Source organism: Anaerostipes hominis (ex Lee et al. 2021) (assembly GCF_002270485.1).
GTDB lineage: Bacteria > Bacillota > Clostridia > Lachnospirales > Lachnospiraceae > Anaerostipes > Anaerostipes hominis.
Map to the genome: position 1 here is coordinate 1 of NZ_NQOG01000019.1, position 25,339 is coordinate 25,339.

Sequence of the window (25,339 nt, forward strand, 5' to 3'; positions counted from 1 at the left end):
CCTACGTTCTCTTTCTGTCAGGTTAAATGTGCTGTCAGTCAACGACATTTGTTGACTATTATTTGATACAAAAGCCATGCGAATCACCTCGATATTTGATATTTATATTTTACCAAATGTTCGGATGGATTGATATATCGTGTTAAATTTTCAAGGTACAAATTTATATCAAAGGTCAATGACCTTTTGACACCCTAATCCTAAGAAACAAAAAACGCTCCGCAGATTGTGCATAGATGCGTAAGGAAATCATTTGACTGCGTCAAATCGCATCTGGCACGCAAAGTGGTGAAGGCCTGAGAGATAAAATGGGCTTGCCCACTTTGTTCTAAATTTAAACGGATTCTGTGATGATCTCCCGGATCAAATCTCTCTCATCCATGTGATGTTTCACCCCTTTGATCTCCTGATAGTCTTCATGGCCTTTGCCCGCCAGGATGACAATATCTCCCTTCCCCGCATGTTCCATGCAGTAGCGGATGGCTTCTTTCCTGTCAGGGATCGTGACATACTCACCCGGTCCCTTATGGACTCCCACCAGAATATCGTTGATGATATCCATCGGTTCTTCATTTCTCGGATTGTCCGATGTCACCACCGTAAGGTCCGCAAGTTTTGAAGATACTTCGCCCATCTCATACCGTCTGGCTTTGGCCCGGTTGCCTCCGCAGCCGAACAGACAGTAGATCTTTTTCGGGTCATACTTTCGGATCGTTGTGAGCAGGCTTTCCAGACTCATAGCGTTGTGGGCATAATCAATCATCAGAGTGTATTCGCCTGGTGTTTTCATAATTTCCAGCCGGCCTTTTACCTGGATCGTATTCAATGCGTCCAGGACATCTTTCTTTTGAATCCCCATATGGCGGCATAAAGAAATAGCTGCCAGAGAATTATAGACCGTAAAGTCCCCCGGAATGTCTACATGGACGTTGTACTCTTCTTTCCCTTTTAAATCGTAGGAAACACCAAGGTATCCGGGTTCCTGAATGCGCTCTATATGTTCGGCATATACATCGTTGCCCGGATTCATCCCAAAGGTCTCCAAAAAACATGTATGTCCTTTAATGATTCTTTCTACATAGTCATCATCTCCGTTTACAATTCCCTGCCTGCACTGCTGAAACAGCAGAGATTTGCAGCGAATATAGTCATCCATATCCTTGTGTTCGTTTTCTCCGATATGATCTTCGGCCAGATTCGTAAAGATACCGTAGTCAAAGGTAAAACCGCTCACCCTGTGGAGCATCAGTCCCTGTGAAGAAACTTCCATGACGACATTTTTGCATCCCGCATCCGCCATCTTCCGGAAGGATTCCTGGATCACGTAAGATTCCGGCGTCGTATTGACCGAAGGTATCCTCTCTTCCCCGATGACTGTCTCTATGGTTCCGATCAGTCCGGTCTTCTGTCCCGCGTGTTCAAGGACAGACTGGATCATGTAAGTGATCGTTGTCTTGCCTTTCGTCCCGGTAATTCCTATGGTCGTCAGTTCTTCCGCAGGATATCCGAAGTAAGCCGCGGACATCTCTGCCAGAGCCTTTCTCGTGTCGTCAAAACGAATCACCGTCACGCCGTTCGGAACTTCCACATCCCGTTGTACAGCGACAACTTTGGCACCCTTTTCGATTACCTGCCCGACAAACTTATGTCCGTCAAAGGCAGCCCCGGAAATACAGACAAAAACACTGCCCTCCTCCACTTTTCTTGAATCATAGACAAGAGCCGTGATCTCTGTATCTTCCGTGCCCTGTATGAGAGTATATTCTGAGCGTTCCAATAATTTTGATAATTTCATAGATTCCTCCTAAGCCAAAACTTTTTAAAGGTCAATCTCCCCATCAAATACTTTTGTGGCCGGTCCTTTCATGAAGATGGTATGTTTCTCTTCGTCATATTCAATCTGAAGGTCTCCTCCCAAGAGGTGGACCAGGACTTTTTTGCCGGTCTTCTTATTCAGATAGCTTGCGTAGGCGCTTGCACATGCACCGGTTCCGCAGGCCAGAGTCTCCCCTGCTCCGCGCTCCCAAACACGCATCTTGATCGTATGGTCGTCGACCACCTGGATAAATTCTGTGTTGACTCTGTCCGGAAACATCGGGTGATTCTCAAACATAGGCCCGAGCTTTTCAATATCAAGATCATCCACAGAATCTACAAACACGACTCCATGGGGATTTCCCATAGATACACAGGTGATTCTGTACTCTCTGCCGTCTACGAGGACAGGCTTGTCGATGACTTTGTTCTCCTCATCATAAATCACCGGTATTTTATCGGCATCCAGCACAGGGGCCTCCATATCTACATTGACCCATGTGACCTTCCCGTCTTCCACCGTCAGGTCCAGTTCTTTGATCCCGCCTTTGGTCTCGATGGTGATCGTTGTTTTATCCGTCAATCCATAGTCATATACATACTTTGCGATACAGCGGACTCCATTTCCGCACATGGCTCCTTCTGTACCGTCACTGTTGTACATGGCCATCCGGAAATCCGCTTTGTCAGAAGGATGAATACAGATCATGCCGTCTGACCCGATCCCAAAATGGCGGTCACTGACAAACTTCGCCGCCTCATTCGGATTTTCTATCGTTTCTTTAAAACAGTTCACATATACATAATCATTGCCGCAGCCATGCATCTTTGTAAATTTCATGGAATCACTCCTTATTTTCATAGTGTTATTATTAGTTTATTTATTTTACCATAATCAATATGGAAACACAAAGTGTTTTCTGCCGTTTCCTGGTTGTGTTTTACTGCTTTTTATTATAAAATAAAAGTAAAAAACAGGGAAAGGAGAGACTATGTATTCATTTTTGGAAATCAAGAACCAGATGTTTTCTGACTTTTATCTCCTTTTCTGCGGCATACAGGAGTGCACACCTCTTTATTCCTTCGGGCCTGCTGTCCGGAGCCACCACCTGCTTCACTACTGCGTCAGAGGAAAAGGATATTACTATGCCAGGGACAAACAGTACACCATTGAGCCGGGAGATGCTTTTTTGATCCTCCCAGATGAAGTGACCTTTTACCAGGCAGACGAACAAGATCCCTGGACTTATCTCTGGGTCGGTTTTTCCGGAAATCAAGTCAATGACTATCTTCAGCGCTGCGGTCTGGACAGTGAACATTTGATCTGTCACTGTGAAGAGAAAGAACTTCTTGTATCTTATATTGAAGATATTCTCAGACATAACACCTTAAGCTACAGCAATGAGCTTTATATTCAGGGCATCCTCTTTCTGATCTTTGCCTCCTTCAGCCGATCCGCCGATATTAAATACAAGTCTGATTTTACAAGTGAAAACATACATATCAGCAAGGCCATTGAATTTATACAGAAAAATTACCAGAATGTCATTACCGTCAGGGACATTGCTGATTATGTTTCTTTAAACCGGAGTTATCTCTGCAGCATGTTCCAGAAAAACCTTCATATGTCTCCCCAGCAGTTTCTCTTAAGATTCCGCATTACAAAAGCCACAGAACTTCTTTCAGATACGGATCTTCCGGTCAAGAATATCTCTTACTCCTGCGGTTATGCCAATCAGCTTGCCTTTTCCAAGGCATTTAAAAAGATTACCGGTTTAAGTCCCACCGCCTACCGCAAAGAAAACCGGAATGTTCCGAATATAATACGGGATTTCGACCCTCACAAAGCAGAAAACCAAAAGCATTCTGAATAGATAAAAAGGAAAGGCTCCATACTGTAAACAGCAGGAGTCTTTCCTTAATCAGGAACGTACGGAAGGCGCTCGCAATTCGTCCTCCGCAGTTAAGATATATAGGCGAGACTGGTAATCTCCGTTGGCTCCGTTATATGTCTCACGGTTTTCACCGCTGGAAGCATCCGAAGTCACCAATCCGGCTTTCATTAGTTCATCGCCGTAGTGGCTGGTTTCATTGATCGTCACATGGTAGCATAAATTTTCATCGAGTCCCCGGAGCTTCAGTCTTGTGTATCCGGAATTCACCGGTTCCAGCGTGCGGAAGTATCCGACGACCGCCGTCCGTCTGTCTTGTGAGACTGACATCCATGCACTTGTATTGTGTTTAAAAGGGCTCTGAAGGCGGTAGAAGGTTCCAAACTGAAGGACCTCCCGGTATGTCTTCATGAATTCCACCTGTTCTTTTATTTTTTCCTGTTCCTCTGCTGACAACTTATTCAAATCAAGTTCATATCCAAAAGTCCCGAAGCAGGCAACATTTGCCCGTGTCTCAATCGGAGTATTCCTCAGCACCTGGTGATTCGGCACTGCTGATACGTGGGCCCCCATACTGCTGACCGGATAAACCATACTGGTGCCATACTGGATTTTAATTCTTTCTATTGCATCCGTATCATCACTGGTCCAGCACTGGGGCGCATAATACATCATTCCGGGATCAAATCTGGCACCTCCGCTGGCACAGGATTCAAACAGGATATACGGAAACTTCTTTGTCAGCCGTTCATAAAGATCATATACCCCAAGGATATATTTATGTGTAACTTTACCTTGATCCGACGCACCGCATCCTGCTGAATACACCTCTGACATGCAGCGGTTCATATCCCATTTTATATAAGACACAGGAGCATCCAGCAAAACTTTTTCCATAAGCCGGTATATATAATCCACCACTTCTTTTCTGGAAAAATCCAGGACAAACTGATTTCTTCCGTGACAGCTGTTTCTGCCCGGTGCCGCAAGCATCCAGTCCGGATGAGTCCGGTACAGGTCACTGTCCTTGTTGACCATCTCCGGTTCAAACCAAAGGCCGAATTTTAAACCTTTCTTCTCAATCTTTTTCGCTATGCCCTTGATTCCTTCCGGAAGTTTGTTAAGGTCCGGGTACCAGTCTCCCAGAGAACTTGTATCGTCATCTCTTTTGCCGAACCAGCCGTCATCCAGGACAAATAATTCAATACCGAGACGTTTCGCTGTATCTGCAATTAAAAGAATTTTATCTTCATCAAAATCGAAATATGTGGCTTCCCAGTTGTTCACAAGGATCGGACGGACTTGATCCCTCCACTCCCCTCTGGCCAGCCGTTTCTGATACAGCTCATGATAAGTCTGGCTCATACCGTTTAGGCCATCACCACTGTAGACCATCACCGCTTCCGGTGTCTGAAACTTTTCTCCCGGCTTTAGTTCCCACGTAAACGTGTTAGGATTGATTCCCATAGTGATCCGTGAGACATCGTAAGTATCCACTTCCACCTGCGCAAGAAAGTTTCCGCTGTACACAAAGGAAAAACCATAAACTTCTCCGTCATGTTCCGTAGTGTTTTCCCGTTTCAGTGCAATAAACGGATTATAATTATTAGAACTGCAGCCTCTCATGCTGTACACAGACTGGATACCATGACACAGTCTGCGCTCCTTTATATGCCTCTCTCTGGACCACGCTCCGGTCAGTTCAATCATCTCGTAGTCTGAATCCGGAAGATCCAGACAGAGGCTCATTGCCTGATCAAGGATCACAGGCTCTGTCCCCCGATTCACAAACCGTACGCTGCGTGCAATCGCTCCATAATGTGCAAATATGGAATACGACAACAGCAGATCCACCTGGATCAATTCATCCCTAAGAAGAATTTCCAGCGTCTGTGCCTCTTTCGGATCCTCTGTATAGGTTGCAGGGAGTCCCGGAAGCTCTGGTTTTCCTTCCGTGATCTTATGGGATATATATGTAAAATCTGTGATTCTGCTTCCATTGCTCTGCAGGATCTGAAAAGCCGGGTATCTCATATCTCCTGATCCATAGGCCGGATATTCCTGCTTGATATGCTCCATAGAAAACGTCAGATCCCCTTCATAGGTACACGGTGCCATGGGACGCTGCCTTGCCTCAAATAAATGCTCATATTCTTCTCTGTCCCGTATTGCCGCTCCGCAGTAAAGCTGACCAAGCTGACCGTTTCTTAAGATTTTAAAAATATAACTGATCTTTTCATTATATAAATGAAATGTTTTAGATCTTTCATGAAAAATAATTGACATATATATTCCTCCGTCTTTTTTATATTATTATGAATTGTTTACCAGACGCTCGTCCAGTTTCTCTTTTCTCAATGCCAGAACATTCATGATTTTGTCGTAATATGCTCCATGAAGTTTAAATTTTGTCTTGTAGATCATAAAACTGAGAGCTACAAAAACAATTGGAACCCCGATCATAACAAAACGGATACCGTTCTGTGTTGATGCTGTCTGTACTGCATTTGGAATATACCCCGTGGCATTCAGTGCAAATCCGGTAAGAAGCGCGCCCATAGCCGAAGTGAACTTTACGAGCAGCGTTTGAATGGAAAAGGTGACAGATTCATTTCTTGTTCCGAATTTATACTCACCGTAGTCGACAACATCTGCCAGCACAACCGTCACAATCCCAAGCTGAAGTCCGGAACCGAATTTAACACCATAGCCGGCGATAGCTGTCAATACAAAATTCGTCGGCGCCAGATATCCGATGACTAATAAAAGCCCCAGTCCAACTGTGGGTATCAGGCTTGCCAAAAGATAAACCTGGTTTCTGTTCAGATGTTTCGCGATCCATGGAAACAGAAACAAGCCGGAGATCTCTGCAATCCCTGCAAACATAGTAAAGATCGAAAACATTGATTTGCTGCCTGCTACATATAAGAAGTAGTATAGAGATACCCCTGTCATAACCTGCATCGCAAAATTAAATGTCAGAATTACTGCAATGGCCACTAGGAGCTGATCATTTTTAGAAATAATATGCAGTAACTTCTTAAAGGATGTCTTCTCCTCTTTCACTGCTCTTACATGATCCGCCGATTTTACATTTGTTACTGTAATCGCAATGGTGATAATAAATACAGCCGTAATTATGTATGCAAAATAAGAAAATCCTTTCTGTGCATCACCTTTTCCCAGAAAATCCATAATCTGAAGTCCAAATCCTCCGACGATCAGGGATCCTCCGACAGATGCGAAGATCCTGGGGATCACAGCCACCCGGTCGCGCTCTGATTTGTCACTGGTCAGATTAGGGAGCATAGACCAGTATGGGATATCCATAATGGTATAAGTCATCCCCCACAAAACATACATAACGGCAGCAAACACATAAAGTGCAGTTCCGGATAATCCCCAGTCCGTAAATAAACAGGCAAAGACAACGGCATTGATCAATGTTCCGACAGCCAGCCATGGCCTGAATTTTCCCCATCTTGTTTTCGTATTGTCAACGACCATCCCCATTCCGAGATCATTTACTGCATCCCAGAACTTTGCAAAGAAAAAGAGCGTCCCTACAAATGCTGCTGAAATTTTCAGTACATCTGTAAAATAGACCATTGCATAGGTAAATATGACTCCGCAGATCATATCTTTTCCTAAGGCACCGATTCCATAGCTATATTTTTCACGCACTGATAGCTTCATTCTATTCATCCTCCTATTTTTTCACGACCATTAGATCTTCATTAGCTTTAACCCGGCCTGCCTTCAGCACTTCAATGTTGTCATTTTCTACATTGGCAAATACGATAGGGGTTGCTTCTGATAAATTTTTTTCTTTTAATAGTTTTTGATCAAATTCCAGCAAAAGCTGTCCTTTATTCACATAATCTCCTGGCTCCACATATATATGAAATCCCTCTCCTTTTAGTTGATTCGTGTTAATCCCTACATGGATTAGATATTCATATCCAGACTTTGTCTCCAGCCCGACTGCATGGCGTGTCGGGAATGTAAAATTTACTTTTGCTGCCGACGGTGCAAACACTTTATCTCCCGATGGAAAAATAACCACCCCATCTCCAAGGAGTCCGTCTGCGAATGCCCTGTCCGGTGTTTCATCCAAAGGTCTCACTTCACCGTCCATCGGACATCCAAACACTTCTTTCCCTTTTGAAAATAATGCCATTTTCTTACCTCCTGATCATTTCTTTTTCTTCCATCGATGTTATCTAAATTATAACATTCGGACATACTTTTTCTAGCCAATTTTGTGTGCAGAATATGTCCAAATGTCATTTATTTGACACTTTTAACAAAAGAATATTTTGTTTCCCCCCTATATTTATGCATTTCTGTATACAAGTGTTGTGATTTATATTTCTCTTTCAATTATTTTTATAGGTAAATATTTTATATAAATATATCCAAATGTTATTTTATTCAAGATTCTATTTATCCGGAAAACATGCTATACTTTTTACCAAAGATTGTTTGGAGAAACGAGGCTGTATCCGAGTATGGAAAAAACTAAGAATGATTTTACAAAAGGAAGCGTCACAAAAAACATCATAAACCTTGCTGTACCTATGACTCTGGCTCAGCTGATCAACGTACTGTACAGTATTGTTGACCGTATCTATATCGGAAGAATGGGAACAGATGCCGCTCTCGCCCTGGGAGGTGTGGGCATTACCTTTCCGATTATCACAATCATCATGGCATTTGCCAATCTGATCGGTATGGGAGGTGCCCCTCTTTGTTCCATAGAACGCGGAAAAGGGAATCAAAAAAAGGCCGAGGAGATCATGGGAAATTCTTTTTTCCTTCTGATTCTCCTGGGCCTTCTGCTCACGGCTGTAATACTCATATTTAAAAAACCTGTTATTTATGCATTCGGAGCGAGCCAAGCCACATTTCCCTATGCAGACAGCTACATCACGATCTATCTTCTGGGGTCTGTTTTTGTTATGATCGGCCTTGGCATGAACAGCTTCATAAATTCTCAGGGTTTTGCAAGAACCGGCATGCTGACGGTTTTGATCGGCGCCGTCTTAAATATTATATTAGATCCTGTTTTCATCTTTGTCCTGCATCTGGGTGTCAGGGGAGCGGCTCTCGCAACTGTCATTTCCCAGTTTATTTCCTCTGTATGGGTGCTCCTGTTTCTCGCCGGCAGAAAAACAATACTAAAACTGAAAAGGGAAAACTTCAGGTTAAAGCTCAGTCTGGTCAGGCAGATCGTAACCCTCGGTCTTTCCGGTTTTACGATGTCGGTCACAAACAGCATCGTACAGATTGCCTGCAATGCAACTCTTCAGATCTACGGAGGAGATCTCTACGTAACAGTCATGACGATTTTAAATTCGATCCGGGAAGTCATTACGATGCCGGTTACCGGCATCACTAACGGCGCACAGCCGGTCTTAGGGTACAATTACGGAGCAGAACAGTACGGCAGAGTCAGGCAGGCCATCCGCTTCATGACATTTTCATGCATTGTATACACCTTTTTCGTATGGGGAATTCTGCTCCTCGCCCCTCACTTTTTTATTCATATTTTCAACAGCTGCCCTGAGATCATAGCAAAGGGTGTCCCTGCCCTGAAACTTTACTTCTTTGGGATCTTCATGATGTCCCTGCAGTTTTCAGGCCAGTCCACTTATATCGCTCTGAACAGGTCCAAACAGGCCATCTTCTTTTCTATTTTCCGGAAGGTCGTCATTGTCCTTCCTCTGACCGTCTGCCTGCCAATGCTGTTCGGTCTCGGTGTCAACGGCGTTTTTATCGCAGAACCCGTCTCCAATTTTATCGGAGGAATCGCCTGCTATGTCACAATGCTGCTCACGGTTTACCGCAAACTGAAAGACTCCGGAGAACAAGCTTAAATGCTCGTTTCCGGAGTCCTCTTTTTTTATTCTCTAACCAGTTTATGAAGTGCTGCCTTCTTTACACAGACACAGAACAGTTCCATCGCCTGTTCCAGTTCTTCCACTGTAGGGTATGTAGGCGCAATCCTTAAATTGCTGTCCTTCGGGTCCTTCCTGTATGGATAAGTCGCTCCTGCACCGGTGAGTACAACACCCGCCTCTTTCGCCAGACGCACAACCTCTTCTGCACATCCCGGATATACATCCACAGACACAAAATATCCGCCTTTCGGCTCCTCCCATACAGCGAGCCCTGTTCCCGCAAGCTCTTTGTTCAGATATTTGAGAACCGTTTCAAACTTCGGCCTCATGCACTCAGCCAAAACCTGCATATGTGCTCTCAGGCCCTCTGCATTTTTAAAGAACTGTACGTGACGCAGCTGATTGACTTTGTCATATCCGATCGTTTGCGCACCCATGACTTTTTTGATTTCATTTATATTCTCGTCACTGGAAGCGATCAGGCTGACACCGGCTCCGGGGAAAGTAATTTTTGATGTGGAGAAGAAATAATACGGACGGTTCTTTGTACCGGCTTCTTCACATGCGTCAATGATATTCTTAACTTTCACATCCTCAAAGACCGGATGCACACCATAGGCATTGTCCCAAAATATTTTGAAGTCTTTCGCGGCAGTCTTCATGGAAGCCAGTCGGTCTACTGTTTCGTCACTGTAACAGATGCCCTGTGGATTGGAATACTTAGGAACGCACCAGATACCTTTGATGGACGCATCACTTCCCACAAGCTCTTCCACCATATCCATATCCGGACCTTCTTTCGTCATAGCAACCGGAATCATTTCGATATCCAGAATCTCGCAGATGGTAAAATGACGGTCATAGCCGGGACTTGGGCAGAGGAACTTCACCTTGTCAAGCTGACCCCACGGCTTCTCTCCCATAGTTCCGAACACAAACAGACGCATCACTGCGTCAAACATTAAGTTGAGGCTTGCATTTCCTCCGACGATCAGCTGGCCGGCCGGAATATCGAGCAGTTCACTGAAAAGTTCCTTCATTTCCGGAATCCCGTCCAGAACGCCGTAGTTTCTCACATCCATTCCTGCCTTTGTGTGATAGTCCGTCATTTCTTTCAGCATGCCGTTGGCGTGATCAATCTGCGACGGCGCAGGCTTTCCTCTTGACATATCAAGACTTAAATTCCTGGACTTCAGTTCCTCATAATCCTTGTCTGCTGCTTCCTTTGCCTGTTCCAATTCTTCCTTTGACATTTCCGCGAATTCTGTCATAGCTTTATCCTTTCTTATTCTTCTTCCCATTTAAGGTTTGTATGTTCCTTCTTGCGCTCCCTTAAGAGCAGGTCTGCCACTGCCTCTTTCGGATCTTTTTCCTCAAAGAGCACTTTGTTTACTTCTTCGATGATCGGAACACTGACATTGTTCCGCTTTGCAAGTCCGAGAGCCGCTTTGGCGGAATAGACGCCTTCCACCACCATCTTGACTTCATCCATAGCCTCTTTCGGAGTATATCCCTGCCCCATCAGGAGTCCGGCTTTCCTGTTCCGGCTGTGAACACTCGTACAGGTAACGATCAGGTCACCGATGCCGGTCAGACCGGTGAATGTCTCGATCTGTCCTCCGAGAGCCGCTCCCAGTCTTGTAAGTTCTGCAATTCCTCTTGTCATCAGTGCCGCTTTTGTATTGTCGCCGTATCCCAGACCGTCTGTGACGCCGGCAGCCAGGGCGATGACGTTCTTTAATGCTCCTCCGAGCTCAATTCCCATGATATCAGGACTCGTGTAGACACGGAACACCTCATTCATAAACAGATCCTGAAGCATGACAGCTACACTTTCCTTTTTCGCGCCGACAACACAGGTGGTCGGAAGTTTTCTTCCCACTTCCTCTGCGTGGCTCGGGCCGGAGAGTACACAGACAACAGCACCCGGGATCTCCTCCTCGATGATCTCTGTCAGCGTCTTATAGGTTTCATCCTCGATCCCTTTCGCCACATTGACGATGACCTGGCCTTCTTTTATATATGGAGCCATACGATTTGCCATTGAACGAACCACCGGAGACGGCACGGCCATGACGATGACATCTCTGCCGGCGAGTGTTTCTTCAAGGTCGGCGCTGACCTTTATATTTTCCGGAAGCTTCACTCCCGGAAGCTTGTCTTTCTGCTCTCTTTCCTTCTGAAGCATCTCGATCTCCCGGGAATCGTGAGACCAAAGTGTCACTTCATGTCCATTGTTCGCCAGCAAAACTGCCAAAGCACTTCCCCAGCTTCCTGCACCGATTACGCTAACCTTTTTCATAGTTTCCTCCTAACGTTTTACTTTCTGTCCGAGTTTGTTTTCCGTCCCGTGAATGAGCCGGTCGATATTTGCCCTGTGGCGCCATACGGCCATGACCGTAAACACACATCCCACCGCTACAAGCTGCCAGTCGCGGGGACTGCTGAAATATAAAATAAATGGGATCACCAGCACCATGCAGATGGAACCCAGTGATACATATTTGCTGATCCCCGTCACAACAGAAAAGATCAGCAAGCAGAGAAGTCCGAGTCTCCAGTCGAATGCAAAGATCACACCGCCCGTTGTGGCAATTCCTTTCCCGCCTTTAAAATGCAGGTAAAAAGGAAAATTGTGCCCGATGACCACGGCAAACCCGGTCACCAGCCAAAGCGTGGCTTCATGGGCCATTCCTCCAAACTGGGGAATTAATATGTATCTGGCAATATTGACTGCGATCAGCCCCTTTGAGGAGTCCCCAAGGAAGGTTAGCAGTGCCGCTGTCTTTCCGAGGGTTCTCAGTGTATTCGTCGTTCCGGAATTACCGCTTCCGTAATCCCTGATGTCGATATGATTGATTTTCCCAATGATAAATCCTGTCTGAATGCAGCCCAGCAGATATCCCATGGCCAGGCAGAGAAAAACACAAAGGACCATTACTTCTCCTTCCTTTCCCGCGCAATGATGTGGATCGGGGTTCCCCGGAATCCAAAAGTATTCCGTATCTGATTTTCAATATATCTGGTATATGAAAAGTGCATCAGCTGCCTGTCATTGATAAATACAACAAATGTGGGCGGCTTTACCGATACTTGTGTCATGTAGTAGAGCTTCAGCCGTTTTCCTTTGTCAGACGGCGGCTGTTTCATCGCCACTGCCTCAGCCAGAATCTCATTCAGCACTCCTGTCTGAACACGCATGGCATGATTTTCAATGACTGCGTCAAGCATATCAAAGATTTTCGGAAAACGCTGGCCTGTCTTTGCTGAGATAAAGATTAATTCTGCATAGGACATGTACGCCAATACTTCACGGATCTTGTTTGTGAACTTATAGATCGTCTTGTCATCCTTCTCCACCAAGTCCCATTTGTTGACCGCAATGATCATCCCCTTGCCCCTCTCGTGAGCAATACCTGCGATCTTTGCGTCCTGCTCGGTAATGCCTTCCGTGGCGTCGATGACCAGAACCGCCACATCACACCGTTCCACTGCGGAAACTGTACGGATGACGCTGTAACGTTCCAGATCTTCTTTGATTTTATTTTTCCTTCGGAGCCCTGCGGTGTCAATAAATACGTATTCCTTTCCGTTTTTCTGGATGACCGTGTCAATGGCATCCCTTGTCGTTCCCGCAACGTCCGATACAATAACTCTCTCCTCACCGAGCATTTTGTTGATGATAGAAGACTTCCCTGCATTGGGCTTTCCGATGATGGCGATCTTGGGCCTTTCATCTTCTTCCTCTTCCAGTGCCTTTGGATCACAGTTTTCCACGACCTCATCCAGCAGATCACCGAATCCCAGCTTGGAATTTGCAGAAACCGGGTGTGGATCGCCCAGTCCCAGGTTATAAAATTCATAGGTATCTGCCAGGAACTTGTCATAGTTGTCCACCTTATTCACTGCCAGGACCACCGGCTTTTGAGACCGTCTCAGCATGTCCGCCACCTGGAAGTCCGCATCCACCAATCCCTGCCTCACATCTACAAGAAAAATGATCACGTCTGCAGTCTCAATGGCGATCTGTGCCTGTTCTCTCATCCTGGAAAGAATCACATCTCCCGAATCCGGCTCGATCCCGCCGGTGTCGATCAGCGTAAAATTATAATTCAGCCAGGAAATATCCGCATAGATCCTGTCCCTTGTCACTCCCGGTGTATCTTTTACGATTGAAATATTCTCTCCCGCAAGTGCGTTGAACAGCGTGGATTTCCCCACGTTCGGCCTTCCCACTATTGCTACTATCGGTTTACTCATTTTTATTTCCTCTCTGTATGGAATCTCTCTTCCTAAAACTTCCGTTTGATTATATGATAATCTTTCCCTATTGTAAAGATTATATCACATTCAAAGCACAATGAATGCCCCCAAATTCCCCCGTTTTCCTTTTGTTGCCCGGTGGGAAAACAAAGCATCGCTGTTGCAGCAGGTACACAGATCGGTGATGTCCAGATTCTCCTTTAAAATACCTGCCTCCGTCAATATGATCTCGTTGGCCTTCCACAGGTCCAGCTGATACTTGTCATTTTCTTTCCTGTCCAGAAACTCTTCTTCCGGGTGTGCTGAAAATTCCTTTATGAACTGCTCTGCGACATCTTCGCTGACCTCATAGCAGTCTCTGCAGATAGACGGGCCGACAGCCGCCACAATATCCTCAGGACGGCATTCATATCCGTCTTTCATATGCATTACCATCTTTTCTCCGATCCTTCCGACCGTTCCCTTCCAGCCGGAATGGGCCAGAGCCGCCACTTTTTTGACAGGGTCAAAGAAGAACAGAGGCACACAGTCCGCATACCCCGTATACAGTGGGATTCCAGGTACATCGGTCACCAGTCCGTCCATTCCGGTCATGACTTTTCCGCAGTCTTCTTTCCCGACTGTCTTGATCTTCGTGTCATGGATCTGATTGGAGAATACAAGCTTTTTCTCGTCAAAACCTATGGCCTGCCCGATCCTGCGGAAATTTTCATCCACAGACGCTTCATCATCTCCCCTTGCATAGCTTAAATTCATAGAGGAAAACATCCCTTTACTGACGCCTCCCATCCTGGTGGAAAATCCATGGCGGACTCCTGCCTGATCCAGTTTTCTAAACGTTAGATACGGCACCTGCCCTTCGTGCAGCACCGTAGAATGATTATCGTTTGATCTCTTAAAATGCATTTTTTATCACCCTGATCTTCTTTCCTATGATCTCTACTACATCAAATCTTGCCGGCCTGTCGAACATGCCGCGGCAAAACAGATAATATTCTGCCGTCTTTTGAATCTTTTGCTGTTTCCTATGGTCAACAGCCTCTCTCGGATATCCGAAGGCTGTATCCCGCCGGTATTTCACCTCGGCAAACACAAGATACTGTCCATCCCTGGCAATAATATCAATTTCCCCATAACGGGAATAAAAATTTCTCTCGATGACTTCATACCCCTGAGTCAATAAAAACCGGCACGCAGTCTCTTCCTTCTCCATACCGGTCTTTCTATGATTTTTCATATGTATTTCCTTACAAAACTCTTTCGGTGAAGTGTACAGATACCGTGCTCTTTGATCGCCTCGATATGAGCCTTTGTCCCATAACCTTTATTCTTGGCGAACTGATATTGAGGATAGATCTGATCGTATTCTTCCATCATCCGGTCTCTGGTCACCTTTGCCACAATGCTTGCCGCCGCAATCGAAGCGCTCTTTGCATCCCCTTTGATGATCGGAACCTGCTCTGTTCCGATCCCCGGGATCGTCACCGCATCATTGAGCAGCAGATCCGGCTCGACCGGAAGATTTGAAACCGCCGTCCTCATCGCTTCATAGGTAGCATTTAAAATATTGATCTCATCTATGACTTTTTCCGAAGCCATTCCGATTCCGACGGCCAGAGCTTTCTCATAAATTTCATCATACAATGTTTCTCTCTTTTTGGGCGAAACTTTCTTGGAATCGTTCAGATATAAAATATCACAGTCTCCCGGCAGAATGACGGCTGCCGCTACCACAGGTCCTGCAAAAGGCCCCCGGCCCACCTCATCGATCCCGCATATATGGGAATACCCTTCGTATTCTCTCTCATAAGAAAACATCTCATACATGCGCTGCTTCTCTTTCTTCAGTTTATCTAACCGTTTTTCTTCCTGTTTTGTCATAAGTACCTCTCTATAAGATCCTTCCCGCATCTTTGAGCGGAAACAGCCTGAAAACTACTCTTCCCTGTATCTCTTTCCTGTTTATTGGACCCACTCTTATATCCCTGCTGTCCATGCTGTTATTCCGGTTATCTCCCAGTACAAAATATTCATCTTTTTTTAAGGTAATGCTGCCCTTCTCATTGACGGTAAATGTCATATGATCTTTGGAATAATCCCTGGATATCATCCGGCCGTTTATATAAACTGTGCCGCTACGGATCTCCACCGTCTCCCCGGGCATTCCGATGACTCTCTTTACCAGCTTTTCTTTTCTGTCCGCGGGATTTGGAAATACCACGACTTCAAAGCGCTTCGGGTCCCGGAACCGGTAAGTCAGCTTGTCGACCAATACGCTGTCCATATGGTGGAGCGTCGGCTCCATGGAATAGCCGGAAACCCCGGTTCTCTCCCCTAAAAATGTGATGACGAGAAAGGAAACACAAACTGCTATAAAAACAGTTGATCCCCAGAAACATAATTCAGAATAAAAACGATGCGCCCTGCGCCTTATTCGAAACGACATGTGTTTGATTACCCCTCAAAGTCAGCAGGTACTTCCAGCGTAATCTTTCCAAGCTTTCCGTTCCTGTATTCCTCCAGCAGGATGTGTGCTGCCTTTTCATAATCCAGCTGATTGCCTTTTTCTTTACAATTCCGGTTAGCCGCGATCTGTTCGAGGATTTTCAGTGTATTCTTCTCCTCTTCAACCCGGTAGCGTGCCGCTAAGATACCCGGATATTCTTTTACCAGAAACGGGATCAGCTCCATGGCCATCTCTTCCTGATTTAATATTTCTTCCTTGATAGAACCGATCAGAGCCAGATGAAGGCCTACTGTCTGATCCTCAAATTTGGGCCACAAAATTCCCGGCGTATCTAATAACTCGATATTTTTATTCAGCTTAATCCACTGCTTTCCCTTTGTCACGCCCGGTTTATTTCCGGTTTTCGTACAGGCTTTTCCGGCCAGACTGTTGATAAATGTAGATTTCCCTACATTCGGGATTCCCGCGATCATGGCGCGGATCGGCCGGTTCTTAATTCCCCTCTTCCGGTCCCGCTCGATCTTTTCTCTGCACGCCTCCATGACAATGCCCTGCACCGCTTTTACTCCGGTTCCCTTCTGGGAATTTACCTTCCCGACAAAGAATCCCCTGTCTCTAAAATACTGTTCCCAGAGTTCTGTCTTCCTGCTGTCTGCAAGATCCGTCTTGTTCAATAAAATCAGCCTGGACTTGTTCTGGGCCAGCTGGTCGATATCGGGATTCCTGCTTCCGAATGGAATTCTCGCATCCACCAGTTCGATCACAATATCGATCAGCTTTATATTTTCCTGCATCATTCTTTTTGCCTTGGTCATGTGACCCGGGTACCATTGAAATTGCATGTGTCCTCCTTCTTTATCCAAAAGGCCAATATTTTATCCCTACCTTGCCTATGATCTGTGTCTTTTTTACATTGCCGACTACGGCACTCCTGGAATCTTCGCTGTTATTGTAATTGTCTCCCATGACAAAATATTGATTCTTGGAAAGTTTCACGCCGTCTGCTGCCAGTCCGGGAGACAGGATCTGTTCTGTTCCGAAGCTTTTGGCCTTCCTGCCGTCTACATAGACGTTCCCGTCCCTGACCTGAACCGTCTCTCCTGGGAGTCCGACCACTCTCTTTACATAATACTGCTTGTTCGTCTCGTCCTCTGACTCGAACAATATTATATCATATCGCGCCGGACTTTTCACTTTATAAATCAGCCGGTTGACCAGCCGCTTTTCTCCGCTCTCATAGGTGGGAAGCATGGAATCTCCCTGTACCGTATAACCGGCACACAGAAAACGGACAATGATAAAAGCCGCAAAAATCACGGCCAAAAAAGTCAGCACATATGCCGCGATCTTATCCCGTCTCTGCCTTTTTTTCTTCCTCATCTGATAAGTAACCGTATATCCGCTCACAGATCTCACACCCTTTCTTTAAACAAAACAGGGACAAGCTCCGGCTCGTCCCTGTTTTTTTTTGAAAAATATTATACTCTTTCTTTCACTTTCGCAGCCTTACCTACACGGTCACGTAAGTAGTATAATTTCGCGCGTCTAACCTTACCTTTGCGCACAACTTCGATCTTCTCGATGATCGGAGAGTGTACCGGCCAGGTTTTTTCTACGCCGATGCCGTTGGAATTTTTGCGCACGGTAAATGTCTCGCGTGCTCCGCCGTTCTGTCTTTTGATGACAGTTCCTTCAAATACCTGAATTCTCTCGCGGTTTCCCTCTTTTACTTTTCCGTATACTTTTACAGTGTCACCTGTTCTGAAATCTGCAACTTCTCTTAACTGTGCATCTTCAATACTTTTAATGATATCGTTCATGTTGTTCCTCCTTAAAACTTTTTAGATGTTCATAATACCTTGCGTAACAGAGGACCATCCTATCTATAACAACTGCTATATAATATCACAACAACTTTTTTTTTGCAAGGATTATTTACTTTTTATCGAGCAGATCCGGCCTTCTCTCCTTTGTCCTCAAATAAGACTGCTCTTTCCTCCACTCTTCAATCCTTCCGTGGTGACCTGAAAGCAGCACCTCCGGTACTTTTCTCCCCAAAAACTCCGGCGGTCTTGTGTACTGGGGATATTCCAGCATCCCGTTTTCAAAAGACTCGTACTCCGCCGAGTCTCCGTTATTCAGCACTCCCGGAACCAGTCTGGAGATGGCGTCGATCATCACCATAGCCGGAAGCTCTCCTCCCGTCAAAACGTAATCCCCAATGGAGACATAATCCGTGACAATCTCTTCTAAGACACGTTCATCCACGCCCTCATAATGGCCGCACAGAAAAACAAGTTCTTCTTCCTCTGCAAGCTCCTTAGCCATCTCCTGGTGAAACACCTTTCCCTGAGGAGTCACATAAATCACCCGGGGCTTCTTCTCCATCTTTTGCTCGATATGCTGATATGCCAGATAGATCGGCTCCGCCTGCATGACCATTCCGGCACCGCCGCCGTATGGATAATCGTCCACTTTTTTATGCTTGTCCCTCGTAAAATCCCTGATGTTTACGGCTTCCACACCGATATGTCCCGCCTCTTTCGCACGGCCTAAAATACTCGTGCTGCATCCGCTCTCGATCATCTCGGGAAATAAAGTCAAAACGTGAAACTTATTCATCCAGCAGTCCTTTCATTACAAAAACATCGATTCTCTTTTCTTCCAGAGAGACCTTTTTGATACAGTCTCTTATGGCCGGAAGCAGTACTTCCTTTCCATCATCCATTTTTACCACATACACATCGTTTGCCCCTGTCTGAAGCACGTCATCCAATATTCCCAGCTTCTTTCCGGTCTCCCGGTAAACATCGAACCCGATGATATCGGCAATGAAAAACTCATTCTCTTCAAGCTTAACTGCATTCTCTCTTGTGACAAACAGCCCGCAGCGTTTATACTGTTCGATATCATTGATATTGTCAAACTCCTCAAACTTAAGAATCGGCTGGTTTTTAAAAAACTTACAGGACTTCACATGCAGAAGCTTCATTTCCCTGCCCGTATCCAGCAGTACCTCCTTCAAATCCTTAAAGCGCTCCACATCATCGGTCATCGGATACACCTTGACCTCTCCGCGGACACCGTGGGTGGAAGCGATCGCTCCTACCTGTAATATATCTTCCATAATAAACTGTATTCCTTCCTATTTGTTTTCTTCGATATATGCCTCTACGGCTTTTCTCACTTGTAAAAAATTGCTCGGGCCGTTTTCAAGAATCACCTTGTGGAACTCTTTCGTCTGGAACTTCTTGCCAAGCTCCTTGGACGCCTTGTTTCTCAATTCCTGAAATTCCAGGGCTCCGGAATAATATTTCAGATAGTATCCCGGTTCCGAAGATACGAGCCTGTAAAGCTGCTCTGCCGCAGAACTTCCATATCCCATGTCTTCCAGCATGTCTTTAATCTGGTCCAGGGTCCATCCCCGGTAGTTGACATTGATATCGACAGCACTTCCGATGGCCATATTGATCTCGTCATTGATGCGTTTCAATTTGGCCACAGACTTATCATACGGAGCATAGTCAAAGGCATGCATCTCCACATAGGAGGCCCAGCCTTCCGAGTAACCAGGAAAATCCATGATCAAACGGATATCGTCCGGATCTGTGCTGAGAAAATAATTGTTTTGATAAAGATGCCCCGGATACCCTTCATGAGCCAGAGTATTGTAAATTCCGCTCTTATCAGTGGAGCCTTTGTTGATATAGATGGTATTTTCTGTCTCATCATCGATCGGCGGAATCATATAAAATGCCGGACTTAAAGTATCTTCCAGCGCCTTTGGAACATATTTGATCTTATAATGAACTTTTTTTAACGGAGGATAATCTGTTTTTGCCTTTTTCTCCAGATCAGCCAATACCTTTTTGGGACTGGTCAGCACCGGATCAAAATTATAAAACTTTTTCTGGAGGCTCTCATCGCCCTGGATCAGATTCACCATCTGTTTCACTGAGCTCTGGAGACGGCCTGTCACACTTGAGAGCAGCTGGCTGACTGTTTTGTTTGTTCCCGTCTGCTCCTTCAAGACCAGCCGATAGTATTTTTTCCCATTTTTTAAATTGCAGACACCTCCGCTGTTTTTCCCGGTTCCCTTCAGTGACAGAATTGTCTTTTTAAAACTGCGGAATGCAGGATACACAGACTGATTCAGCAGTTTCTTATTTTGTTTTTTATAAATTGTTTTCTGTTCCTTGCTGAGGCCGGAAACAGCATTAACACGTTCTTTAAATGTAGCGCTTAAAATATTTTTTTCTCCGCTTTCCTTTAAAAAGTCACCAATCTGCTTAGCCGCAGTGTCTGCTGCCACATCGGTTACATACAATCCTGCTTTAGACTGTGCTTTCAGATACTCTCCAGCCTCTTGAAGATATCCTGTAACCTGTGACAGCAGGCTAAGATAATCTTCAATATCTTTCTTTCTGTAGAATTGATATTCTGCGAGTGTCACCGGAAGATTGGACTGAATGCCGGAAATCTCCCCGATAATATTGTCATATAATGGATACCGGCTTTCTTCTATGAGCATACCCAGATAATCTTCTAATATATCATACGTAAGTTTCTGTTTTTCTGTCAGACTGCTCCTTTTAAATCCGGAAAGTTCTTCTGCTGTCTTCTTATTTTCCTTCAGTGCTTTCTTATCTTGTCCGGGAGAAATATGTCCGATGGAAACCTTCTCCTGTTTGATCCCATACTTCTCAGGATCCTTCAGCTGATAATGAAGATTCAGCGTATTTTGAGACAACGTCTCTTTTACCTGTCGGTCTAAAAATTTGTCAAACTGTTTTTGTTCCTCAGTTTTTGACTGTTCCTGGCCGGTCTTCTGACTGGTTTGTCCGCTTTTTCCCTGCTCTGTTGATGTTTTGCAGCCGCTCAGTGAAAATGCCAGCAGCAATGAGAGCAGCAGAGAAAGCAGTCTCTTTGTAAATTTCATATATTTATCCTCCCGGGTATTTGTTCCTTATGAATATTTTAAATAAACGGCAAAAGATATGCAACCTAAAAATATGATATACTATTTAAAAACTTAGTGAAAGGACAGGTACTGTATATGTCAAGAATATTAATCATCGAAGACGACAAAGAAATCCTGAAAATTCTGTCAGACTTTTTATCCGGATACGGTTTTGAAGCCGTTTGAGAAACTGACGGCCGCTGTATTTCTCAAATCATCAGACACCAAAACATTGATCTGGTACTCCTGGATCTCATGCTTCCATATAAAAGCGGCGATCAGCTCCTGAAAGAAATACGTTCCTGCTCTGATCTTCCCGTGATTGTTATTTCTGCCCGGGGAACGACTCAGAATAAAATTGATCTGCTTCGTCTCGGCGCGGATGATTATATTACAAAGCCTTTTGATCCTGTAATTATAATATAAGTTTTGTAAAGTTCCTAGTTATTTTGTATGTTATATATAACTTTTGTCATTAATTGTGGTATATTAATATATATTGTCATCAATTGTATGCACAAGTAGAAAGTAACTTTATACTTAACAAAGAGGAGGTAAGTTTGAAACAAAGTAATAGTGGTTAGAAAAAAGTAAATTGTATGGCAAACAAGCCATCTTACGGTGGCTTCAAAAAGAAAATATAGACACAACACCTAATTCATGGCAGGAACGATATCATCCTTAATGGTGTATCCACGCTGCTTTAGTAGATTAAGTGCCTGTGAAGTAGTCAATACTTTTGCTTTATTCACAGGACGTGATTCAAGAAAACCTTCTGCTGTATATGGTTTTAAATCTGAAAGTATGTGCCAGATAGCGGTCAGGAGCATACGGCAGATTGCGATAATGGCTTTCTTGTGACCACGGTGCGATTTAATACGCTTATAGCGGCCGGTTATTTCAGGATGTTTCTTAGAACGCAATAAACCATTTGCAACTTGTACCAGAATGGGTTTAATATAATTACCAGCACGGGAAATTCGAGTTGATTTGATTCTTTTGTTGCTTTGGTCATTGCGCGGACAACATCCTGCCCATGAAACGAGGTGCTTAGCTGAGGGGAAAACAGACATGTCACCTCCGATTTCAGAAAGGATTTGAATGGCAGTCATTGGATTTTTATCAAATCCGGGAACTGTACGAATTAGATCAAGAGCGGCCTGGTATTTATCAGAGAGACGAAGGATTTCCCGTTCTATTTCTTCCAGATGCTTTTCTGATTCGTCGATATGATTGAGGCACTGACGAAGTTTATTGGCCTGCTCAGGAGAAATAGCTCCGTCAACAGCGGCTTGGATTTCTTCCATAGGTGTTTTACATCGACTGTCTACAAAAGGTGCCACATCAAATATTTCCCCTGGATGAGCGAGCATATATTCTGTGATGGAACGAGAAGATTTCCCAAACACGTCACTGAATACATCATCTAATTTAAGATTAGAAACAGTAAGACAGTTTTGCGCACGGTTCTTTTCGCCGGTAATCATACAGGTGAGTTTGAACCGGTATCTTGCTAAATCCCTTAAATGACGAATATGCGTAGATCCAGGTTTTGTGGACATCAAGTCCACAGCAGTTAAAACGAAAAATTTAGAAAGACAATAAAATAACCTCCTGAATTTTATTGAGATAAAACCGACAGGGACTGGTCATCCGGCAAAATCGAGTCGACTTTGGAAGAGATAAGTTTACGGGCTACGAAATGCGCCATTCATTGATGCCTTAACGGATGACCGACGACATATATTTATGCGAGGTTACCGCTATACAGCCCCGCCACTCACCTCCACGTGTTCTGTAGTGTGTCGGTTTTATAAAAGAAATTTTATCAGAAGGGGAATAGAATTGAAAAGCGAAAAGTAGTGACAGGGTTTCATAACCCCATCGGTGCCTTTCGCAGAAAGGTGGTTTATATTTATGAAAAAGAAATTGTTTTGTATCATTCTGGTATTCTCTATGATAATACCAACGCTTACGATTCCGGCAGCCGAGTCTTGTCACCATGAGTGGAGTGAATGGGATACTACGACTGAACCTACATGCAGTGATACTGGAGAGAAATCGCGCTGGTGTTATCTTTGCTATGAAAACCAGACTAAAACTGTCCCTGCAACGGGTGAGCACTTATGGGATGACTGGTATACTGTAAAAAAACCAACCATCCGTAAAACAGGGCTGAAACAGCGCGAGTGTCTTGAATGTTATAAAATACAGTCAAAGAAGACTGCAAAATTAAAACCGTATGTAAAGTTTACGAAGAAAACCGTAAAATTAAAAGTCTCAAAAACCTATAAACTGAAAATAAAATACGCAAAAGGTGACTCCGTAAAGAAATGGAAATCCAGCAATAAAAAAATTGTCACTGTCTCAAAGAAAGGAAAAGTAAAAGCAAAAAGAAAAGGCACTGCCAAAATCACAGTAACTATGAAGTCCGGCAAAAAAGCAACCTGCAGGATTAAGGTTTCTCCTAAAAAGAAGTCTTCAAAAAAGAAACATACAGAAACAGTTTATTGGACCCCCGGAGGGTCTGTATATCACAGCACCATAGACTGCCCGACCCTGGGCCGTTCCCGGACCATTTATCACGGCTCCCTGTCTTCCTGTCCTAAGAGCAGGCCCTGCAAAGTCTGCTACTAACCAGCTTCTCAAACAAAAAGAAGAAAATAAAAAAATGGCTTATTTATGTGTTTCAAACATATCTAAGCCATTCTTTTTTTATTATTCATTCCTAGTATCATTCAAAAAAAGAGCACGTAAACACGCGCTCCTTGCGATGGACTAGGCGGGAATCGAACCCGCGTCCAAAAACCCATCCCCTCAGGCATCTCCCATTACAGTCTCTGTATTGACATTCCCTCCGTACTGCTCCCAGAGACAGGATCAGTACTTCAGTAGCTTCATAAATACTTCATCTGCCGCAAAGCTTAAACAGACGAGGGTTCTACATTATTTGAAGCCTAATGACAGGCTGTAGATGACCTGTCACAGACTACTGCTGCCCTTAGGCTGCAGCGTACGCTAATTTATTATCTGCGTTTAATTTAAGTTTACACCGTAACGTGGTCTCTCCGAATGGCTTCCCGAGCTTCAGAATCCCTGTCGAAACCAGTACTAGCCCGAATATTTCCTTATATAGTATAACCCTTTTTTTGTGAAAAAGTCAATAAAAAGAAATGGATTGTATGTTAAACCACTGTGTAGACCAAAACAAGCAGTGATATTATATCACGGTTCTGAATGATTGTGGTAAAATGATGCCAGACAACTCATCAAAAGAGAACAAAAACCCATTCTGTATAAACCTGTCTCCGGCACATACAGAATGGGGAGCTTTTATTCTTCCTCTCGTCTTGTCTCCGGACAGAGCCTATGCCTATCCGTTGGATTTCTCTTCTCATAGTCTTTAAAGCTGTAATTCATGTCCACTTCGCCCCGGATGCCTCTGACTCTTCCGGAATCGGAATACTGCCACATGTCAACATCGTCCACTCCGAGAACATGCTGATATTTCGCCAGCCAAAGTTCATATTCCCTGAGGCGGCGGATATCAAAATAATCCTCTAAATCAGAAAGATTTGTGTAAAACATGGGTTTGTATCCGGCTCTTCGGATCTCATCGCAGAACTCTCTTGTAAAGTCTGTTGCAAGATCTTTTGTGATCGTGACACCCTGTTCCCTCGCATAATCAATGGAATCTTCTTCAAAATCAAAAGCCACGGGATATTCAACCCGATACCTTCTGATGATCTCGACACATTGTTTTGCCTCTCTTCTGGCCATCTCTCTTGTATATGCATAACTGAACCAGTAGATTCCGAGTGGGATTCTCTCACGATTGCATTCTCTTGCATTCCGTTCAAACTCCTGATCTATATTTCCATCGCCGAATCCGGCCCTGACCATTGCAAATTCTATCCTGTCTTCTCTGACTCTTCTCCAGTCAATCCGGCCGTCGGCATAGCTTACGTCAATACCCTTCCTTCTGTGCATACTGTCCTCCTGTCTTTTTGTAATTATAGTATGCTCGGAAGAAAGCGCC

24 protein-coding genes, 1 other RNA gene and 1 pseudogene are annotated in these 25,339 nt (G+C 44.6%); 4 read left to right on the forward strand and 22 right to left on the reverse strand.

Going from position 1 to position 25,339, the window contains the following annotated elements; translation table 11 throughout:
- Nucleotides 1–334: 334 nt before the first annotated feature.
- Nucleotides 335–1,795: a UDP-N-acetylmuramoyl-L-alanyl-D-glutamate--2,6-diaminopimelate ligase gene (locus CI597_RS13840; protein ID WP_095142971.1), complete on the reverse strand. Its 1,461-nt coding sequence runs from the start codon at nucleotides 1,793–1,795 to the stop codon at nucleotides 335–337.
- 24 nt (nucleotides 1,796–1,819) lie between these two features.
- Nucleotides 1,820–2,656, reverse strand: coding sequence for a diaminopimelate epimerase (gene dapF, locus CI597_RS13845; RefSeq protein ID WP_095142972.1), 837 nt, complete (start codon nucleotides 2,654–2,656; stop codon nucleotides 1,820–1,822).
- Between the two features lie 151 nt (nucleotides 2,657–2,807).
- On the opposite strand from dapF, the gene CI597_RS13850 reads away from it, so the two are divergent.
- Complete coding sequence (locus tag CI597_RS13850) at nucleotides 2,808–3,689, forward strand: AraC family transcriptional regulator (RefSeq protein ID WP_095142973.1); 882 nt, start codon at nucleotides 2,808–2,810, stop codon at nucleotides 3,687–3,689.
- 48 nt (nucleotides 3,690–3,737) lie between these two features.
- Here the strand turns inward: CI597_RS13850 and CI597_RS13855 are convergent, their stop codons facing one another.
- Genes CI597_RS13855 through CI597_RS13865 form a run of 3 tightly spaced genes read right to left on the reverse strand, consistent with a single transcriptional unit; the run spans nucleotide 3,738 to nucleotide 7,887 of the window.
- Nucleotides 3,738–5,993 (reverse strand): alpha-galactosidase, encoded by a 2,256-nt coding sequence (locus CI597_RS13855; RefSeq protein ID WP_095142974.1) that lies wholly within the window; start codon nucleotides 5,991–5,993, stop codon nucleotides 3,738–3,740.
- Nucleotides 5,994–6,020: 27 nt separating this feature from the next.
- Entirely contained in the window at nucleotides 6,021–7,403 is a 1,383-nt protein-coding gene (gene melB, locus CI597_RS13860; RefSeq protein WP_143266090.1) for a melibiose:sodium transporter MelB, read from the reverse strand.
- 13 nt (nucleotides 7,404–7,416) lie between these two features.
- A complete protein-coding gene (locus CI597_RS13865) occupies nucleotides 7,417–7,887 on the reverse strand; it encodes a PTS sugar transporter subunit IIA (protein ID WP_006567380.1) in 471 nt (156 codons plus the stop codon).
- Nucleotides 7,888–8,218: 331 nt separating this feature from the next.
- On the opposite strand from CI597_RS13865, the gene CI597_RS13870 reads away from it, so the two are divergent.
- Nucleotides 8,219–9,586: an MATE family efflux transporter gene (locus tag CI597_RS13870; protein ID WP_095142976.1), complete on the forward strand. Its 1,368-nt coding sequence runs from the start codon at nucleotides 8,219–8,221 to the stop codon at nucleotides 9,584–9,586.
- Between the two features lie 26 nt (nucleotides 9,587–9,612).
- Here CI597_RS13870 and CI597_RS13875 read toward each other — a convergent pair whose 3' ends face one another.
- From CI597_RS13875 to CI597_RS13940, 14 genes are all read right to left on the reverse strand, one after another.
- Complete coding sequence (locus CI597_RS13875; protein WP_095142987.1) at nucleotides 9,613–10,881, reverse strand: aminotransferase class I/II-fold pyridoxal phosphate-dependent enzyme; 1,269 nt, start codon at nucleotides 10,879–10,881, stop codon at nucleotides 9,613–9,615.
- Between the two features lie 14 nt (nucleotides 10,882–10,895).
- On the reverse strand, nucleotides 10,896–11,912 hold the full coding sequence (locus CI597_RS13880; RefSeq protein WP_095142977.1) for an NAD(P)H-dependent glycerol-3-phosphate dehydrogenase: 1,017 nt from the start codon (nucleotides 11,910–11,912) through the stop codon (nucleotides 10,896–10,898).
- A gap of 9 nt (nucleotides 11,913–11,921) precedes the next feature.
- The gene (plsY, locus tag CI597_RS13885; RefSeq protein ID WP_095142978.1) at nucleotides 11,922–12,548 is read right to left on the reverse strand and encodes a glycerol-3-phosphate 1-O-acyltransferase PlsY; all 627 of its coding nucleotides are present in this window, start codon (nucleotides 12,546–12,548) and stop codon (nucleotides 11,922–11,924) included.
- Nucleotides 12,548–13,870, reverse strand: a complete 1,323-nt coding sequence (gene der, locus CI597_RS13890; protein WP_095142979.1) for a ribosome biogenesis GTPase Der — start codon at nucleotides 13,868–13,870, stop codon at nucleotides 12,548–12,550. Before der ends, plsY begins: the two co-directional genes overlap by 1 nt.
- 90 nt (nucleotides 13,871–13,960) lie before the next feature.
- Nucleotides 13,961–14,779, reverse strand: a complete 819-nt coding sequence (pgeF, locus tag CI597_RS13895; protein ID WP_095142980.1) for a peptidoglycan editing factor PgeF — start codon at nucleotides 14,777–14,779, stop codon at nucleotides 13,961–13,963.
- Complete coding sequence (locus CI597_RS13900) at nucleotides 14,769–15,110, reverse strand: YraN family protein (RefSeq protein WP_095142981.1); 342 nt, start codon at nucleotides 15,108–15,110, stop codon at nucleotides 14,769–14,771. Before CI597_RS13900 ends, pgeF begins: the two co-directional genes overlap by 11 nt.
- Nucleotides 15,107–15,754 (reverse strand): ribonuclease HII, encoded by a 648-nt coding sequence (locus CI597_RS13905; RefSeq protein WP_235824643.1) that lies wholly within the window; start codon nucleotides 15,752–15,754, stop codon nucleotides 15,107–15,109. The genes CI597_RS13900 and CI597_RS13905 overlap by 4 nt, the downstream gene beginning before the upstream one ends.
- A gap of 10 nt (nucleotides 15,755–15,764) precedes the next feature.
- A complete protein-coding gene (gene lepB / locus CI597_RS13910) occupies nucleotides 15,765–16,319 on the reverse strand; it encodes a signal peptidase I (protein ID WP_095142983.1) in 555 nt (184 codons plus the stop codon).
- Between the two features lie 8 nt (nucleotides 16,320–16,327).
- A complete protein-coding gene (gene ylqF, locus CI597_RS13915) occupies nucleotides 16,328–17,182 on the reverse strand; it encodes a ribosome biogenesis GTPase YlqF (RefSeq protein WP_095142984.1) in 855 nt (284 codons plus the stop codon).
- A gap of 13 nt (nucleotides 17,183–17,195) precedes the next feature.
- On the reverse strand, nucleotides 17,196–17,747 hold the full coding sequence (gene lepB, locus CI597_RS13920) for a signal peptidase I (RefSeq protein ID WP_235824644.1): 552 nt from the start codon (nucleotides 17,745–17,747) through the stop codon (nucleotides 17,196–17,198).
- Between the two features lie 71 nt (nucleotides 17,748–17,818).
- Nucleotides 17,819–18,160 carry a 50S ribosomal protein L19 gene (gene rplS / locus CI597_RS13925; protein WP_006567393.1) on the reverse strand — a complete coding sequence of 114 codons (342 nt, stop codon included), beginning with the start codon at nucleotides 18,158–18,160 and terminating at the stop codon, nucleotides 17,819–17,821.
- Nucleotides 18,161–18,275: 115 nt separating this feature from the next.
- The gene (gene trmD, locus CI597_RS13930) at nucleotides 18,276–18,962 is read right to left on the reverse strand and encodes a tRNA (guanosine(37)-N1)-methyltransferase TrmD (protein ID WP_024727917.1); all 687 of its coding nucleotides are present in this window, start codon (nucleotides 18,960–18,962) and stop codon (nucleotides 18,276–18,278) included.
- A complete protein-coding gene (gene rimM, locus CI597_RS13935; protein ID WP_006567395.1) occupies nucleotides 18,955–19,467 on the reverse strand; it encodes a ribosome maturation factor RimM in 513 nt (170 codons plus the stop codon). Before rimM ends, trmD begins: the two co-directional genes overlap by 8 nt.
- A gap of 18 nt (nucleotides 19,468–19,485) precedes the next feature.
- A complete protein-coding gene (locus CI597_RS13940) occupies nucleotides 19,486–21,279 on the reverse strand; it encodes a DUF885 domain-containing protein (RefSeq protein WP_095142985.1) in 1,794 nt (597 codons plus the stop codon).
- Between the two features lie 225 nt (nucleotides 21,280–21,504).
- Here CI597_RS13940 and CI597_RS19540 point away from each other — a divergent pair, with 225 nt between their 5' ends.
- Complete coding sequence (locus tag CI597_RS19540; protein WP_268876125.1) at nucleotides 21,505–21,726, forward strand: response regulator transcription factor; 222 nt, start codon at nucleotides 21,505–21,507, stop codon at nucleotides 21,724–21,726.
- Between the two features lie 227 nt (nucleotides 21,727–21,953).
- On the opposite strand, the pseudogene CI597_RS13950 reads toward CI597_RS19540, so the two are convergent.
- Nucleotides 21,954–22,835: pseudogene (locus tag CI597_RS13950) on the reverse strand (transposase); the annotation flags it as partial.
- 382 nt (nucleotides 22,836–23,217) lie between these two features.
- Between CI597_RS13950 and CI597_RS13955 the strand changes: the two are divergent.
- Entirely contained in the window at nucleotides 23,218–23,937 is a 720-nt protein-coding gene (locus CI597_RS13955; protein ID WP_095142986.1) for an Ig-like domain-containing protein, read from the forward strand.
- Between the two features lie 134 nt (nucleotides 23,938–24,071).
- Here CI597_RS13955 and ssrA read toward each other — a convergent pair.
- Together ssrA and CI597_RS13965 are read right to left on the reverse strand one after the other, a co-directional pair.
- Nucleotides 24,072–24,418: a transfer-messenger RNA gene (gene ssrA / locus CI597_RS13960) on the reverse strand.
- A 215-nt stretch (nucleotides 24,419–24,633) separates the two neighbouring features.
- Nucleotides 24,634–25,290 carry a glycoside hydrolase family 25 protein gene (locus CI597_RS13965; RefSeq protein ID WP_024727920.1) on the reverse strand — a complete coding sequence of 219 codons (657 nt, stop codon included), beginning with the start codon at nucleotides 25,288–25,290 and terminating at the stop codon, nucleotides 24,634–24,636.
- Nucleotides 25,291–25,339: the final 49 nt, after the last annotated feature.